Annotated in this window: 10 protein-coding genes; 6 read left to right on the top strand and 4 right to left on the bottom strand. The window is 61.8% G+C overall.

The features are described 5' to 3' along the window. The first annotated feature begins 145 nt into the window (after positions 1-145). A complete protein-coding gene (locus NKI95_RS07220) occupies positions 146-625 on the top strand; it encodes a class I SAM-dependent methyltransferase (RefSeq protein WP_352715347.1) in 480 nt (159 codons plus the stop codon). A 37-nt stretch (positions 626-662) separates the two neighbouring features. On the opposite strand, the gene NKI95_RS07225 is transcribed toward NKI95_RS07220, so the two are convergent. After that, the gene (locus NKI95_RS07225) at positions 663-2,078 is read right to left on the bottom strand and encodes an adenylate/guanylate cyclase domain-containing protein (protein WP_352715349.1); all 1,416 of its coding nucleotides are present in this window, start codon (positions 2,076-2,078) and stop codon (positions 663-665) included. A gap of 203 nt (positions 2,079-2,281) precedes the next feature. Between NKI95_RS07225 and NKI95_RS07230 the strand changes: the two genes are divergently transcribed. The 3 genes from NKI95_RS07230 (at position 2,282) to NKI95_RS07240 (ending at position 5,297) form a co-directional block, all read left to right on the top strand. Beyond that, the gene (locus NKI95_RS07230) at positions 2,282-3,106 is read left to right on the top strand and encodes a hypothetical protein (RefSeq protein ID WP_352715350.1); all 825 of its coding nucleotides are present in this window, start codon (positions 2,282-2,284) and stop codon (positions 3,104-3,106) included. Positions 3,107-3,180: 74 nt separating this feature from the next. Continuing rightward, a complete protein-coding gene (locus NKI95_RS07235) occupies positions 3,181-3,705 on the top strand; it encodes a GNAT family N-acetyltransferase (protein ID WP_352715353.1) in 525 nt (174 codons plus the stop codon). Between the two features lie 206 nt (positions 3,706-3,911). Beyond that, complete coding sequence (locus NKI95_RS07240; RefSeq protein ID WP_352715355.1) at positions 3,912-5,297, top strand: hypothetical protein; 1,386 nt, start codon at positions 3,912-3,914, stop codon at positions 5,295-5,297. Between the two features lie 496 nt (positions 5,298-5,793). On the opposite strand, the gene NKI95_RS07245 is transcribed toward NKI95_RS07240, so the two are convergent. Then, a complete protein-coding gene (locus NKI95_RS07245; protein WP_352715357.1) occupies positions 5,794-8,262 on the bottom strand; it encodes an adenylate/guanylate cyclase domain-containing protein in 2,469 nt (822 codons plus the stop codon). 80 nt (positions 8,263-8,342) lie between these two features. Continuing rightward, positions 8,343-9,437: a branched-chain amino acid ABC transporter substrate-binding protein gene (locus NKI95_RS07250; protein WP_352482327.1), complete on the bottom strand. Its 1,095-nt coding sequence runs from the start codon at positions 9,435-9,437 to the stop codon at positions 8,343-8,345. Positions 9,438-9,715: 278 nt separating this feature from the next. Here NKI95_RS07250 and NKI95_RS07255 point away from each other — a divergent pair, with 278 nt between their 5' ends. Next, positions 9,716-13,015 carry an ATP-binding protein gene (locus tag NKI95_RS07255; RefSeq protein WP_352715360.1) on the top strand — a complete coding sequence of 1,100 codons (3,300 nt, stop codon included), beginning with the start codon at positions 9,716-9,718 and terminating at the stop codon, positions 13,013-13,015. Positions 13,016-13,034: 19 nt separating this feature from the next. Continuing rightward, positions 13,035-13,715, top strand: a complete 681-nt coding sequence (locus NKI95_RS07260) for a redoxin domain-containing protein (RefSeq protein ID WP_352715363.1) — start codon at positions 13,035-13,037, stop codon at positions 13,713-13,715. A gap of 86 nt (positions 13,716-13,801) precedes the next feature. Here the strand turns inward: NKI95_RS07260 and NKI95_RS07265 are convergent, their stop codons facing one another. After that, entirely contained in the window at positions 13,802-16,774 is a 2,973-nt protein-coding gene (locus NKI95_RS07265; protein WP_352715366.1) for a trifunctional glycosyltransferase/class I SAM-dependent methyltransferase/polysaccharide deacetylase, read from the bottom strand. Between the last annotated feature and the right edge of the window lie 12 nt (positions 16,775-16,786).

Genomic DNA, 16,786 nt, shown 5'->3' on the forward strand with positions numbered 1-16,786 from the left:
TTCGCTTGTTGCAGTGTTCATCGTTCGCCTCTACACGCGGCAAGACTCGATCGGGGTTTAACACGTCGGCCTCCGGTTTCAGCCGCGAAACGCTCTGGTCGGGGGCATTTGATTTCGTGGACTGGTTCAGGACATACAATCGCACATGAGTCGCCTCGACAGTTTCATCCGGAGGATGACCGCACAGCGCGACATACTCGATCATGTCTGCGCCGAGGTGGCGAAGATGGAGGGACCCGTGCTCGAGCTCGGCCTCGGCAATGGCCGGACGTTCCACCATCTGCGGGAGCGCCTGCCCGGGCGCCGGATCGTAGCGTTCGACCGCGCACTTGCCGCACACGCCAGCTCAATTCCTGAAGCTGAAAACCTCGTGCTCGGCGAAATACGCGAGACCGCGAGCAGGTTCATTGGCATCGACGCCGCTCTTGTTCATGCCGACATCGGCACTGGCTATGAAGATCGCGATGCAGTGACCCTTACCTGGCTTCCCGATCTGACCGCGCGCCTGCTTCGCGTCGGCGGCATCGCGGTCAGCGGCATGCCGCTCGATCACCCGCAGTTGCAACGCCTCCCGCTGCCCCCTTCGGTGCCCGCCGATCGTTATTTTATCTGTAGGCGCGTGTGAGGGGCCGAGACGACCCAAATCTTCAGGGGCCAAGTCTTCAGGGGATCGTATAGACTGCTATCTCCCGCTCAATGCCGCGCAGCGAGACATCGTGGGGCACGGGCGTCAGCGCGTTCCTGCGCAACAGATCGGCGGTGAGATTGTCGTCGACCACCGCCCGAGTGGCGAAGATCGCCTGTGCGTTGGCAAGGTTCTGGACCCGCGAAGCAATGTTGACCGTCTGGCCGAAATAGTCCTGTCGCTCGTTCATAGATACGGCGATGCAGGGGCCGGCATGGACTCCGATCTTGAGCAGCAGATCCTCGCGCCCGCTCTTGTCGTTGAGCGTACGCATGGCATCGCGCATCCTGAGGGCCGCAGCAATCGCACGATCAGGCGTCGCGAAGGTCGCCATCACCGCATCACCGATCGTCTTCACCACGGCGCCTGCCTCCGCCGCGACGATCTCGTGCAGAACCTGGAAATGCTCGCGCACGAGATCGAAGGCTGAAAGGTCGCCCACCCGCTCGTAAAGCTCGGTCGATCCGCGCAGATCGGTGAACAGGAAGGTCAGGCTGGTGATTTTCAGGCGCTGATTGATGTCGAGCGTATCCGTGCGATAGAGATCGCGGAACGTCTGGTTGGTGAGCAGGCGCTTGGCGGTCAGGAAGGGCCGGCGTTTACCCAGGAAATCATGCAATACCTGGCCGGCGATGAAGACCGTCGGCAGCACGCGGGTGTCGGTCCTGTTCTCCAGCGAAATGCGCAACGGGCCGGGTTGCATCTCCAGCGTCTGGTTCTGGACATGGTCGCGATCGAAGACCAAAGAGAGGCTCCGGCGCTCCTTTGTTGGTTCGCCCTTCCCGTCGATGAACTGCGCTGAATGGGTGACCGGCTCGAAGACGATGATGAATTCAGACGGAAGCTGTATGGGCAGAACCGCCTTTTCACCGGGGGCAAGCTCGATATCCTCCAGCGAGAACGCTTCTATCTTTTTCGCGAAATCCTCTTCCGGCAGATCGACGCCGGACGCCCAGTAGATCTGGCGGAAATATTCCACCAACGGCAGTTCGTGTGGATTGTGGGCGGCAATCCTGCGCACGCGGGGACTGACGGTGAATGTCACCTCGACCATCTCGTCGAGGGTCGGCGAATAGCCCTCGGAGCACAGCGCGCAGGTGTATTCGTCCTTCTGCAGGGTTTTCAGCGTGGCGTTGGTGTCGAGCACGCCGCCACAGCCGGGGCACAGAACATTCCAGGAAATGTCGAAGATGCCCACCCGTGCCGCATGGAGAAAGGCGCTTATGGCGCGTTCCTCGTCGAGGCCATGCTTGCTGGCGAAGGCTGGCGCATTGATGCGGCAAAGTTCGCGGTCCTCGCCCTCCGCGATGGTTCGCTTGATCGCGTCGATCGCCTGTGGATCGACATCGGCCGATTGTCGCAGAAGCGAGAACAGATCCTGAGCTTCGTTCATCGTGCAGGCTCCGGAAAATGCGCCCCGAGGCGTTTTGACCCGACCGGTCTTTGGTCCGACTGCTCCATCTTACTTCGAAACGGACCGTACGGCCATTCGAATGGCTAAGCCTGGTGACCGTTCAATTCCATTCGGCGGATTTTAACCGGCCGCAAGCAGCACTATGATGCTCCATGGAGCATTCATCTTTGGGATTTTCTCCCATGCCGACATCCGACAACCCGCCATTTCCCGCGGCCCTGCGCCTTTTCTCTGTGGTGGTCATCATCGTCCTGATCGTAGGCGCCGGCCTGTTTTTCGTGCCTGTTCTGGTCAAACCGGGCTGGCCTTGGGCCGTCACGCCGTTCAATGCGCGCTTCCTCGGCGGCTTCTACACCGCCGAAATGGTCGTGATGGCGGCACTGCTGGTCTGGAATCGCTGGTCGCCCGGCAGGCTCGTGCTCGTCATGGCCTTCATCTTCACCGTCATCGTGTCGGTGGCTTCGTTCATCAATCTCGGCTATTTCAACTTCGAACGCAAAGCGCCCTGGCTGTGGTTTTTGGTCTATCTTGCTTCCGTCGCGGTATCCGGGCTGTTCCTGTGGCGGGCCAGGGCCCGTCCTTCTGCAAAAGGCGTGACCTTGAATCCCGCATGGCGCGGCTACATGCCGGCGGAATCCGCGATCCTTGGGCTGTATGGCGTCGGCCTGTTGCTGTTTCCCCTGACATTCAGTGGCATCTGGCCATGGCCGATCGATGCCTTCCACGCTCAGGTCTACAGCGCCATCTTCCTCACCGGTGCGGGCGGTACATATCTCGTCTGGAGAAGCGCCCCGCGCGAGGAACTGCTGGTGCTCGGGTTGGCGCAGTTTCTGGTTGGCCTGCTTGCCATCCTCGGCGTGGTCATCACCGACGCTGCGGTGCACCGCATCGACTGGACGGCGACCGGGACATTGTGCTGGCTCGCCCTTTTCGGCTGGATCGGCATCAGCGGCGTCTTCAAACTCTACACCGCCTCCCGGTATTTTAGCTCGCAATCGGCATCATAGGTTGCAGAGACGGCTGGATTTTCAGGTGACGTCCGGTGCATCGTACCGGGCCGATTGCCTTCGCCGGGAACGCCATGACCAGCACGACCTCGCCACCCTCCGAGAAAATCCAGCCGCTGCTCCGGTCCGTCCGGCCAAGCGATGCGGAGGCGCTTTGCGCTATCTTCAACATGCCGGGCTTCCGCTGGGGCACTCTCAGGATGCCTTTCGAGATGGTGGAGCAGGTGGCGCGGCGCATCGCCAAGTCCGGCCAGGAAACCACCTGGATCGTTGCCGAGCTGGACGGCAAGGTCGTCGGCCATGGCAGCCTGGTCGTGCAGGGTTCGCCGCGCCGTTCGCACATCGGCGAGATCAATATCGGCCTTGACGATGCCTTTGTCGGCAAAGGTATCGGGTCTGCCATACTTAGCGCGCTGCTTGACGTAGCCGACAACTGGCGCGCCCTGAAGCGGGTCGAATTGACCGTCTATGCCGACAACGAACCGGCCCTCCGTCTCTACAAAAGCCACGGCTTTGAGATCGAAGGCCGGCATGTGAAGGCCGGCTTTACCGACGGGCAGTACCACGACCTCCTGAGCATGGCCCGGCTGCGGTTCTAAGATCAGCTGTTTGCCTTAGCTGTTTAGCCAATCTGACAATTCGTGCCTGGTCAGCGAACAGGTGATTGCTCATGGAGAACTGCGTAGGATACGGCCATTTCGTCTCACACCATCTTAATCGAGTTGACGATCTATGTGTGGGCCGGCCGCATCGGGCAAGTCTGGTCTCGCTTGGCGTTTGCACCGCAAGCGGCTAGACGGGACCAATGACCGCCGTCTTTGACCCAAGCCCTACGCCTCCGGCGGAAATTCTGGCTGTGCTGTCGCTGCTCTGCCCGGAGGTCGTGCGCGACATCGAGCAGAACTGGAATGCACCGATTTCCGACTACGCCCGCCATCTGTGGCGGCCGGTGGCAAGGCCTGCATCCGGCCCGGCGATCGCTGCCCGCTCGATCCTGCGCGAAGTCCTGCATCAGCGCCTCGGTAGGATCATGCAGCCTGAGGAGATCGGCAAAGCCCTCGACGAGTTCGAGCACAGACCGGTGATTCAGTCCGGCCTGCACTGCCTGCTTCTGATGGACCGGATCACCTTCGATGCCCTCCTGCTTGCCTGGCTCGGCGCGGTCGAAAACGGGCTGTCGGCCTTCGTCGGCTTCATGGGAACGACGATGACCATGGAGACAGTTGGCCGGGAGGGGCCGGGATGGCTCGATGTCGGCGACGACAAGGTCAACCTGTTTGGCATGGGGCGCCACAAACTGTGCCGTAAAAGCGCCTGCGTGGCCGGTCCCGTCTCCCTCAACAAGCGCGCGCTCGAAGCGGTGGGCGATGAAACGGATGCCAGCCGCTGGCTGGGCACACTGCTTGCCAGCCAGGACAAGGTGTTTGAAACCGCCGCCGATGCGCTGACAGCCCTCAACGAGGATCTGGTCGCCAATTGGGATCGTGCCGGCATGGCCCTGCCGGTTTTCATCGATGATCGGGCCGCCGCGGCTGCCATGGCGCGGCATCTAGAATATGACGGCAGCCTTCTTTCCAGGCTGCTCCTTGAACCCGCAAGACGCCAGCGTCTCGAACATGCCCTGCAAGAGGCCGCATCGAGCCCATTTGGCAGATTCCTGCCCAATGCTACGGACTATTTCTGGGGCATCCGCGAGGAGCGCGTGCGCAAGCTCGTTCTCGAGAACGGGCACCTGATCGAGCCCGACAGGCCGCAAGGTCTTTCCATCCCGTTCGAGCGGCCGCATCTCAAGCAGGCGCTGCTGGACGGCGTGCTGCTGCCGAACTTGTTCCTGACATTCCTCGTCCTTGCCATATTGCCGCGCGTGCGGGTTGTGGGCGGCCTGAGACAGATTGGCTATGTAGCACTTTTCCACTCGATCCTTCTGGCTGTGCTAGACGAAAACGCGCCGGAAGAGCGCGATCTGGCCGCGGAGCTGCAGGTTCGGGAAAATGCCTGGGGCATGCGGGTCATCGATGAAAAGATCTCGGTCCGCGAGCAGCTTGCCAGCCTGCCGGAAGGGGCGCTCTTCCCGGACCTGCTCCGACAATACCGTTTGCGGACATTTGCCGAGACGACCGACGACCTGAAACTGCTTCGCGAAAACGCCCGATGGCGCAAGATCGGCCGGGCAGAGATCAAGGCGACCTGAGCCTTACTTCAGGTTGATTTTCTGGTGCGCAACCGCAAGCGACGGCGATTTATCGGTGAGCCTCTGGCGTCTGATCCGGCCGCTTCCTTGACGCTGATGCCTGCCTGCGAGCTGTCTGCAGTTCAAGGCCTGACCTGACATAGCCTCACCTGTCATTGCACGACACCGGCCTTGCGGAACCCGTCCACCACGAGTTCGAAATCGGCAACGACAGCTCTATCACGCTTTCGGACGTACGACACTGTCGCGCCGAGCGGCCGCTCTGGGTCAAACTTTGCCGTTTAAGGCGGCGCCCCAGAACGGGCAACTTGCGCCATATCCGGACCTTGCCAGTGATGCCGTGAATGTTAAGTCTCGGCTCCGATGCGGACGTTCCGCCTGAGTTCGAAGACTGACCGCGACCGTTCTGCGGCCTTCGCATCGATAGCGCCAATGAGCGGCGTCCCACATCCCACTTCTTGCGTCCATTGGGAGGGTCATTGTGGACCAAGCCCTACTAGCCGGGCTTGTGACAAAGCCGATCCAGCGCGTCTCGAAGTGCAGTGGCGGCATCGCCACGCTCGTCAGGGGACATCAGCTCCGGTTCAAGTTCCAGCCTGAAGTGCGGCAGCTCGGTTCGAACGGCGCGACAAGCGCCGGCTAGATTGGCCTTCAGATCGATGACGCGGTAGGTGGCGACGGGATAGGCGATCCCCTTGACCTGGACATGCCCCATCTCCTCACAGTCGATCGTGTTCTTCACTTGCGCAAACGTCTCGTAGGAAATGAGGACGGTCCCCGGTGGCGCCTCCTGTTCCAGGCGCGAGGCGAGATTCACGGCGCCGCCGATTATCGTGTAATCCATCCGGTCCTCGCTGCCGAAGTTACCGACAGTGCAGTAGTCGGTATGGATGCCGATGCGGCAGCGCAGCGGTGTCTCAATTCCAATGTCACGCCAGATTTCGGCAAGTTCGCTCATCCGCTTTTGCATGGTGAGAGCCATCTGCACACACGCCAGCGCGTCCTCCTTGACGCCGCGCGTCTCAGGGTCGCCGAAAAACATCAGGATCGCGTCGCCGACATATTTGTCGATCGTCGCGCCGTGATCCGAAGCAATTTTCGACATTTCCGTCAGATAGTGATTGAGGAGCTGGGTGAGATCCTCGGATTCCATTTTGTCAGTGGTCTCGGTAAAGCCGGCGATATCGGAGAAGCATATTGTCAGTTTCTTCCGCTGGCTGGCGATTCTAACGTCTTGGCGGCCGGCGAATATCGAGCTGTACACTTGCGGCGCCAGGTATTTGGCCAGCTTGTTGGAAAGCGCCTCGAGAGCCGTGGATTTCTCTGCGAGGTTCTCCTCTCGTTGCTTCAGCTCAGTGATGTCCGAATAGACCGCGACCGTGCCGCCGGCGGTGATCCGCCGCTCGCTTATCATGATCCATCGCCCGTCGCCTCGCCGCTGCACCCACGGTTCGCCTGGGTTGCGGTGCCGGGAGAGCCGCTCGGCGACCCATTCCTCGAGCCGCCCCTCGGCATCCTTGATGTAGCCGCGCTCAGCGGATCGGCGAATAATGTGCTCGAATGTCGTGCCGGGCATCAGTTCGATCGCAAGGTCGCTGTAGAGCAGTTCGCGGTAGCGGCTATTGCTGAGGACAAGCCGGTCCTCCCCGTCGTACAGCGCGAATCCCTCGGAGATACTCTCGATCGCATCGATGAGCCGTTGGCGCGCCTCAGCGACATCGCGCAGGTTCTTTTCCTCGACCTCGACTGCGGTGTCCCGGAAGAGCCTAAGCGCTTCGGCCATCCGGCCGATCTCGTCGCGGCCCGCGGCAGGCAGCGGCGCACGAAGATCGCCGCCGGCGATGGCGAACATGCTTTGGCTCACCTCTCCCAGACGGGCGAGAAGGCTACGGTCGACATAGAGCCAGACAACCAGAACGGAACTCAAGAGGGTGAGAAAGGCGGAGCCAAGGACAACTCCGGTACCGTAGCGCTGGACCGTCGCGGCTTCGAGACCGGACGCGGTGATCTCGCGGTCTGCCGCGGCGACCAGGCGATCGACGGCAGCGGTGAGACTGCGCGACAGCCGATTGTTTTCGGCCAGAAGCTTTTCGCCCTCTGCGAGCACTGCTAGCTCGTCCTTGCGCGCCTTCGGGATGCTGTTCCCGCCGTCGATCAATGCCTTGAACTCGCCGACCCGCTGTTGGAAACGGGTTCGCAGCCTCTCGTCGATCTCGGTGGAAACCGTGTCGAGAACGGCGAGCGACCGGCGCAGCGGAAACAGGATCAACGTCAGATCGTCTGGCGTTGGCGCGTCCGTCGTCTTGACCAGCACGTCATTGACCGCCGATATCTCCTGCTGCGCTTTCTGCTGCGGAATGTAGGCCGCAATTGCCTGGACCAGGTCGGCCGCCGCCGCCGCACCGCGATCCGGCGCGAGCGACGTGTCGGCTGTAACCGCCTGCCATTGCTGGAGCTTGGAATTCATCACGAGGATACCGGGCGCCACAAGACGCTGGCTTGCATTTGTCGTAGCCGACAAGCGGCGTAACAGTTCTTCTTTGCGCGCCACCACTGTGAGGCGGGCGACAACAAGGTCGTCGAGGGCGTTGAGGTTGCGCCGCAGACCAAGAACTGCAGCCTCGATCTCAGCCACCACCGCCGTGCTAAGCGTGGCACCTTTGAGTGCGGCAAGCAGTTCCTCGAGGCGCGTCATCTCGACCCCGACCGCAGCGGAAACCTCGCCGTGCTGAGCTTTGCTGGTCGAAGTAAGTACGGCGGGCGCAGAGGCGGCTACCCGCTCTGCCTGGCGCGACAGCTGGAGGGACGCGAGCGCCAACGGTACCCGATCCTTGGTGATGCGGTCGACGACCTCTCCTACCTGGAGGAAGGCATAGAGAGCGGCCGCTGTCGCGAGTACGGCGAAGGTGCTGATGCCGAAAAAAGCGAGCAACAGACGGCCACGTATGCCGAAGCGTTCAAGCATAACGGCGACACATAGCTCTGAACGGTCCAGCTAACTCGATCTCCATCAGCTGTCTCAAGCGGCGACGGCATCGGCGGTCCTTATTCGACCGGCACGTACTCTCCACCTCGCCAGACGTACCATACCCAGTTTTGGCTCGTGAGATCGCCCTTGTTGTCAAAGTCGATACGGCCCAACACAGTATCAAATTGATTGCCGCGCAGCGCCGCTATCACGGCTTGGAGCTCTAGTGAGCCGGCCTTGTCCACTGCCTGCGACCAGGCCTGGACGGCGGCGTAACTGAGCAGCGTGTAGCCTGCGGGCTCGAAGTTTTCAGCCCGGAACCGCTCGACGACCGAGGCGGCTTCGGGATTCCGGCGAGCGTCCGCGGGGAACGTGAAGAGGGTACCCTCAGCCGCGGGGCCGGCGATCAAAGCAAATTCCTCGGTCGCCATGCCATCGCCTGAGACTAGCTGAACCGTGTAGCCGCGGTCGCGCGCAGCGCGAACCATGAGTGCGACCTCGGCATGATATCCGCCGACATATGCCACGGCGATGTTCGCAGCCTCTAGCGCAGCGATCTCGGCCGAATAGTCGTTCTTCGCGGGTGTGTATTCCTCGTAGATCGCTTCGACTACGCCGCGCTTGTTCAGCTGTTTTCGAGTCTCGTCAGCAAGACCCTTTCCATAAGTGGTGCCGTCATGAAGGATCGCAATCTTGCTGTTGCTCCAATGCTCGGCCAGGTAGTTGCCGGCCACGATCCCCTGCGTGTCGTCGCGACCAATGACTCGAAAAACGTTGGCGCGGCCTTGTTCAGTCAACAGCGGATTGGTTGATCCTGGTGAAATCTGCAAAACGCCCGCCGCCTCGTACACCTTCGATGCTGGGATCGAGGCTCCAGAGCAGTAGTGCCCGACGACGAGCACCACACCATCACCCACCAGTTTCTGGGCTGCGGCGACCGCTTGCTCGGGATCACAGAAGTCGTCGGCCGTGATGAGCCTCATCTGCTGGCCGAGTACGCCACCCGTCGCATTGATGTCGGCCACGGCCATCTCGGCGCCACGCTGCGCCTGCTCGCCGAACCAGGCGAGCCGTCCCGTCATCGCAGATGAAACCCCAATCAGCACCTCCGCCCGCGCGGAGCTGAACGCGGCCGCGAGAACTAAGATCGCCATGGCAATGATGCGGTGCATGTGTGCACCCCCTTAACTGTAGCTTACGCCAATCCCGTCAGAGCCGACAGCCCCATCGGCAAGCGCGGCTGTCTCGGCGGCGTTCGCGGATCCGACAACTATTGCGCCTTCAACAATGCCTGCCCGCAGCGCTCTGCCGCAGGACCCGCACGAATCGCTCGATGCCCGTTTGCGCTGCCGCTTGCCCGTCGACGGCTATCGGTGCATCCTTGTGAATAGCCTGGCCGTGAAGTGCGGGCGAGATCACGCCGTCACGGCCACTAGTGAGGTCTTGTTCGATGGACTGCTCGGGCTGCGGTTTCGAGATTGAGGGTGGTTACGCCTTCTGTCCGAGGTGTGGCAGGCGCCAGCCCGTGCCATGCGCCAGTTGCGGCTATCCCTGCGCACCTGATTTCGAGTTCTGTCCGAAATGTGGGGCAAGCGTCGGTGCGTCCGCAAAAGCCGTCGAACGGCCTGCTCCGACACCAAGCCGGACCATTGTGCCGCCTTCTCGAACTCCGTCGCTGCTTCCGAACATCGAAAGCGAAGAAGGGCTGCATCCCGTCTCTGACGCCGATCGCCGGACGGTAACGGTGCTGTTCGCCGACCTTTGCGGCTTCACGACACTCAGCGAGCAGCTCGACCCCGAGGTCATGCAAGCGCTGCAGAACAAACTGTTCAAGGAATTGACGTCGGCCGTGCGAAACTTTGGTGGTTTCGTCGACAAATTCATCGGCGATGCGCTGCTGGCTTTGTTCGGTGCGCCGGTCGCGCATGAGGACGATCCGGAACGTGCGCTTCACGCCGCTCTCGACATGATCGCCCGGACGGCGCGGCTCGGCGAAAGCACCTCCCACTCCGGCTCGCCTCTGTTACTCCACATCGGCATAAACACTGGTCCGGTCGTTACTGGCGGATTGGGCATCGGCACCGCCAAATCCTATTCGGTGACCGGCGACACAGTGAATACGGCGCAACGCCTGCAATCGCTGGCCGCACCGGGTGAGGTGCTGGTAGGCGAGCTCACTCACAGGCTGACCCGGCATGCCTTCTCTTACGAGTCGATGGGTGATGTCGTGCTTCGCGGCAAGGCTGGCAGTGTGCTCGTCCATCGACTGGACGCACCGCTAGCGGTGCCGCGTGCAGCGCGTGGGCTCGAGGCGCTCGGCCTCAGTGCGCCGCTAATAGGTCGTGGTGCGGAGCTCAATAGAATGCTGGCGAGCCTTGACCAGGCGTGCGGCGGCTCGGCCCAACTTGTCCGCCTCGTCGGAGAAGCCGGCATCGGGAAATCGCGGCTGGTGAAGGAGTTCGTCGCCCGCGTCGGCGACGAGGATCGTTTTCGCAACGTCGCCGTGCGGCAGGCCACGTGCTCACCGCTGGGCGAACAATCTTTTGGCGCCTTGGGCGCAGTGGTGCGCAGCGCTGCCGGGATGATGCAAAACGACAATGGGGACGAAATGCGGGGGAAGCTCGCAGGCTTGCTTACCGATCTCGGCCTGCAGGGCGAGGAGGCGAAGCGGCTGATGCCTTTGCTCTACCATGTGCTTGGCCTTGGCGACCCCGATGCCACCTTGCAGCATGTCGAACCCGAGCAGCTGCGGCGGCAAATTCTCTACGCAGTCCGCACAATCATCGAACGACGGCTTGCGTTGTCGCCGCTGTTGATTGTCGTCGAAGACCTGCACTGGGCCGACGCCGTCTCGCTTGAGGCACTACGTTTCGTGATGGACCGGTTGGAACGCACGCGGTTGATGTTGCTGGTCACGCATCGTCCGGCGCCGGCCAACGACCAGCTCGACTCAAGTCGGGTCAGTCACACAGCGCTCAGGCTTCCGCCGCTCAACAGTGATGACGGACGCAGCCTGCTGGCGGCGCTTTTCGGCGAGAGCTGGGTAAACTCCGCAGGAGGGCTTCTCGACCAGATCCTCGAGCGCGCGGGCGGCAACCCCCTTTTTGTAGAGGAGATCGTTCGCGGCCTTATCGATCGCGGTGTATTGATGCGAGAGGGCCAGCGATGGCGGACTGTGGCAGGCGAAGTCGCAACCGGCATTCCCGCCACTATCCAGGCAATGTTGCTTGCTCGCGTCGACCGGCTGCCCCAAGAGGTGCGCCGGTTGGCACAGGAAGCTGCGGTAATCGGCCCGCGCTTCGACGCCACATTTCTGAAAACCGTGACAGCCGACCCCGCCCGGCTTGAAGCCGGCTGCGAACTGCTTTGCGATGCGGAAATCATCGAGGAAGTTGCCGGATCAGGCTCGGTCTCGTCGCAAAGCTACCGCTTTACGCAAACATTGCTGCAGGACGTGATCTACCAGAATCTGCTCCTGCAACGCCGGACCGACATCCACGGGCGGGTCGGTGCTGCCTTGGAGCAACTGTACGGCGACAAGCCGGAACGGCTCGAGGATTTGACCGTACTCGGTCATCATTTCGCACTGAGCGCCGAGCGGGAGAAGGGCGCGCACTACCTGCAGGCGGCAGGCGATCGCGCTCGCATGATATACGCCAACGACGACGCCCTTCGTTTCTACGAGCGAGCACTGACTGCATTGGACGCGATCGGGCAAACACCGCTCAAACTGGCAATTGCAGAGCGCATTGCCGATTTGAGCGGCCCGGCGGGCCGCCGCGAGATCGCGCACCACCACTACGAGACGGTGTTGCAGGCATACCGCGAGTCAGCCAATCGCGTCGCGTCGGCGCGAGTTTTGCGTAAGATCGGTCGGCTGCTCTGGGACGTCGGCAAGCGGGACAAGGCAGAACCCCGCTATGCTGAGGCGGCAGCGCTCCTCGATGGAGCGGATGCCCCGATCGAGCAGGCGCATCTGTGGCAAGAGCGTGGCCGACAGGCGTTCCGTAGCGGAGATCACGCTCTCGCGGCAAAATGGGCAGACGCGGCGCTGGATTGCGTACGCACTCTGACAACGGAGCATGTCTCCGAGGTAGGGCGTGATGCCACTCTTGTGACCGCCGAGGCACTCAATACCAAGGCTGTCGCGCTGGCTCGCCTTGGGCGAAACCGTGAGGCCGTGCGTCAGGTTGAGCGTAGCATTGAATTGGCCGAAGCCGCTGGTCTACTGGGCGCGGCCTGCCGCGGCTACACCAATCTCGGCGTGCTTTACACGACCATCGATCCGGCACAGGCGATGGAGGTCTGTCGGCGCGGTCTTGAAGTGGCGCGCCGTATTGGTGATTTGGGTTTCCAGGCGCGCCTCCTCGCCAATCTGGCGGTCGCTTGTTGTACTTTCACGGATCGCTGTCCAACGGAGGGCGTGCCTGCTGCCGAGAAGGCCATCGAGATCGACCGGGCGCTCGACCAGCGCGAGCACCTGCCGGTGCCGTTGATCGTGCTTGGGCAGATCCACCAGTGCAACGGCCGTCCGGACCTGGCGGTTGGGTTGTTCCACGAAGCACTGGACGTAGCCCGCGAAACGGGCGAACCCCAACTGCTGTTTCCGTGCTATGATGGTCTTGCAACGCTTAATCTCGACCTCGACAATCTGGCCGAAGCCGAACGCTACTTTTCCCTGGCGCAGGGTATATGCGCCCAGCACGGGCTCGACCCGGAAGCGCTTGTGGTGCTGCCTTTTCTCGACTAGCCGGGGTTGGAGGTTGGAAATGTCCGCGCGTAGTGACTTGGTGCCGCTTCAACCGGGCGACCGTGCGCCAAACATCGTACTCGACGCCATTACCCAGGAAGGCAAGATCGCGCTTGACGACTTTCGCGGCCAAAAACCGGTGCTGGTCGGCCTGTTTCGAGGTCTGCATTGTGCGTTTTGCCGGCGCCATATCGCCGCCCAGGCGCGGCTTGATCCGGAGCTGCGCGAAAAGGGCGTGGGGAGCCTGACGGTGGTCAACACGCCGATCGAGCGGGCGCGTCTCTATTTCCGCTACCATCCGATGCCGAATCTGCTTGCGGCCTCCGACCCTGAACGCGCTTCACATCGTGCTTTTGGACTGCCCAATCTCGAATTCACCCAAAACGAGACGAATTGGCCGTACAAGGTCTCGATGGCAGCGGCAATGGATATGCGGGTCGACATACCAGGCGAGTTGCCCGGTCCTATGGATCCTATTGCGGCCAGCGAAATCCTCAACAAGAGGGACCATTACGAACTGACCGAAGCCGACGAGCAGATGATGGCAACGGGACACGGACAACTGGTCGGTCAGTTCCTACTGGACCGGCAGGGGATCGTCCGCTGGAGCTTCACGGAGGTTCCAGAGGGCGGGCGATACATGTTTGGGGCGCCAAGCCCACAGGAGCTGATGTCAGCCATATCTCAAGTCGCCCAATAGACTTGCGAAACGAGATAAACGGGCGGGACACCGAATAAAAAGCGGAACCAATTTGTTACAAATCTAGACACTGACAAGTTCACCGTTCATGCGAGCACTGCCTCGACAATGGCAACAAAGTCATCGAGCGAGCGATCTCCGCGAATCTCGATGCGCGGAAGGTCGATGGGATCGCAATCGAGGTCCGCCGGCCCGTGTCTGCCGCCGAAGCCGATTCGATAGCCGCACTCCTTGGCCAGCCTGCCAAGCCGTCGGTCGGTGACAGAGAAGGGTGCCGCGAACGCCGTGGTTGGCCGACCGGTCCACCGTTCGATGAACATACGAGAGCGCAGGAGCTCGGCGGCCAAGTCAGAGCTCGACAGACCATCGATCGCGCGATGCGTCGCCAGATGGCTTCCGAAGAACGCACCTTCGCCCGCGAGGCGTCGCACCGTCCCGGCGTCCATAAGCTGCGTCGGCGGGCCGCTGTAGGCGTCCCACTGTGCACTTTCACCCACCAAGTCCGTCACCAGGAACACTTCCGCGGTCAGGTCGTTCGCGCGCAAGGTCGGCCAGGCATGGTCGGCAAAGTTCTGGAAGCCGTCATCGAACGTGATGAGCACTGGGCGGCCAACGAAAGGCTGACGGTTGGCGATGAACCATTCCAGCTGCTCAGACCTAATCGCGTGAAAGCCATTGGCGCGCAGCCATGCCATTTGGCTGGCGAATGCGGCGGGCGTGAGCCGAAAACGGGCGAGCGCGGCCGGACCTTCATCGGAGACGCTGTGATACATGAGGACAGGGATACGCTGTCGCCGCTCGCTACGTGCGACGTCGCGGCGCAAGGCCCGCGCCCCGCCCCAGACGATATTTCGCGCGACCCCGATTTCGACGGGTGCGCGGATTGGCACATGATCTATCATCGGTTCCGTCGCCACGTCGCCTGGTGACAGGCGGCGGAAGCGGTCAATGCGGTAGAGCTCGGTCTGGATCGATTGCTCGAGGACGAGGCCGTCGGTCGCTGCCAGCGTCTCTGAGATCGCTCGTGCACCGAATGTGTTCCAGTCGAAGCCCGTCCTTTCAACATTGTCACGTAGCACGAATGCGTGTGCGCTGATGAAACTGCCGCCAGGCGCCAACGCCTCAACGAGTTTTTTGGCGATGCGCCGCAACTCGGCGAGATCATCCAGGTAGTAGAGCACTTCCGAACAGACGATCAGATCCATCTCGCCCGGCAGAGTGTCCGCAGAAAAATCCAGTACGCCGAACTCAACATTCGGCTGATCGCTGCATCGCGCGCGCGCCCGCCCGACGGCTACGGCGGAGATGTCAGTTGCGGTCAAATGGCCCACGCGCGGCGCCAGCTGCCGCGTGAAGTGGCCCTCCGCGCAGGCCAGCTCAAGCGCCCGTCCGATGGGACCGGCAGGCAGAATTTCGAGCTGCCGCTCATATTTTTCCTGCTCATAGGGCGAACCGTAGTTCCAGGGATCCTCGGTCGCGAAATGGCGATTCCAGAAAGACGTGCGATCATTGTCGTGCCCATCCGCGGCCCGTGCACGGCGCGGCGCTGCAAAAGGCTCTTTAGTTTCGGCGCTCGACCGAACCAGCGCCTCCGCTTCCGCGGCCAATCCCGCGAGTTTGCCGAAGTGGCTGTCCCGATCGGACCGGCGTCCCGCTATGGACAACAATGCCTCGGCTGCAAACATGTTTGACTTGTCGGCACCGGCGCCCTTTTGCGGTGCATGTACAGGCGATCGCCTCGCAAGCCGCGCGGCACTGTGCATAAGCCGCTCAGGGGGCACGAAATTCAGGATCAATTCAATCCAATGACGCCTTGTCACTTTCCCGAGTACGCCGAACTGCACGAGAGCCTCGATCTGGCCATCCATCATCAGATAGGCATAGATTTGATCGATTCCTTCCGGCACTTCGATCGAGGTCGGATTTCGCGCGTCGACACGAATTCCAAGTGTCCGCGCGAGCCTGCGCGGCGCGGCAAGATCGTCGACGTCGAGAAGCATTTGCTCAAGGTGATACTGGACGCGGCGAGCCGCGACGGGATTGTCCCAGACCTTGCCGAGTTCGATGATCAACTCGGTGAGGGAGCCGCCGAACCTGTCCCACCTGGCAGCCAATTGCGCTGGCACCGACAGGCTTCCTGCCATAAGGCCATCGATGGCCACCTTGGCGATCTCACGCGCCCACTTCCGTCCTGGCGGGAGCGCGCGCAGGGACTGCGGGTTGATCGAGCGCGAGCCGCAGCCGCAATCCGATGCGGCGTTCCACAACGCGAACCACGCGAGTGCTTCGGAAGCGGTGCCGCCGTTCGCCTCGATCGCTCCATTGGCGTGAGCCGATGCCGGGTGTTTGACCCTGGGATCAGGAGAAAAGCCGCGGGCGATCACGATTTCCGCATCTACCAGCATCTGCATCGAATTGCGGGAGAGCGCGTTGGGGCTGGTCCGATAGAAGGCGAGCGGCTCGTCGACCATCACCCAATTTTTGCCCAGACGTGCGAGGCGCTGCCACAGATCCCAGTCCTCGCAGGTGCGCAGCGACACATCGAAACCGCCCAACTCGACAATTGTCTCCCGGTCGACCAGCATCGCGTGAGTGCGAATGGCACACCGGCGGGCGAATGTTTCGAAGGGCTGGATCGCGACCTCCGTTGCGATGCTCGACGGGGTGAGTTCGCCATCGGGCATCACGCGCCGGGAACCGCAATAGGCGGCCACTGCATCGGGAGCGGTTTTCAATGCGGCCAGCATTTTCGCAAGAAAGCTGGCGTCCACCCAATCGTCCGCATCCAGAAACATTAGCCAGCGGCCGCGCGCTGTCGAAATCCCGCGATTGCGCGCGCCGGCGGGGCTATGCGCGCAAGACCCCAACGTCCGAAATCGGGCATCGTGCTCTACATAACCGGCGATGATCGCGGGGGTGCGGTCCGTGGAGGCGTCGTCGACGATGATCGCCTCCCAATCCACTATTTCCTGATCGAGAAGGCAATCAAGTGCGCGCGCCAGCGTTACCTCCGCGTTGTGCGCAGGAACCACGATTGAAACCAAGGGATCATGCGCCACGCCGTCTCACCC

Origin of the sequence: Mesorhizobium sp. M0306, assembly GCF_040321655.1 — a bacterium.
Lineage (GTDB): Bacteria > Pseudomonadota > Alphaproteobacteria > Rhizobiales > Rhizobiaceae > Mesorhizobium.

Coding starts and splice junctions, on each gene's coding strand:
- NKI95_RS07220 (WP_352715347.1), top strand. CDS start 146: ATGAGTCGCCTCGACAGTTTCATCCGGAGGATGACCGCACAGCGCGAC.
- NKI95_RS07245 (WP_352715357.1), bottom strand. CDS start 8,262: ATGCTTGAACGCTTCGGCATACGTGGCCGTCTGTTGCTCGCTTTTTTC.
- NKI95_RS07225 (WP_352715349.1), bottom strand. CDS start 2,078: ATGAACGAAGCTCAGGATCTGTTCTCGCTTCTGCGACAATCGGCCGAT.
- NKI95_RS07255 (WP_352715360.1), top strand. CDS start 9,716: ATGGACTGCTCGGGCTGCGGTTTCGAGATTGAGGGTGGTTACGCCTTC.
- NKI95_RS07240 (WP_352715355.1), top strand. CDS start 3,912: ATGACCGCCGTCTTTGACCCAAGCCCTACGCCTCCGGCGGAAATTCTG.
- NKI95_RS07260 (WP_352715363.1), top strand. CDS start 13,035: ATGTCCGCGCGTAGTGACTTGGTGCCGCTTCAACCGGGCGACCGTGCG.
- NKI95_RS07250 (WP_352482327.1), bottom strand. CDS start 9,437: ATGCACCGCATCATTGCCATGGCGATCTTAGTTCTCGCGGCCGCGTTC.
- NKI95_RS07235 (WP_352715353.1), top strand. CDS start 3,181: ATGACCAGCACGACCTCGCCACCCTCCGAGAAAATCCAGCCGCTGCTC.
- NKI95_RS07230 (WP_352715350.1), top strand. CDS start 2,282: ATGCCGACATCCGACAACCCGCCATTTCCCGCGGCCCTGCGCCTTTTC.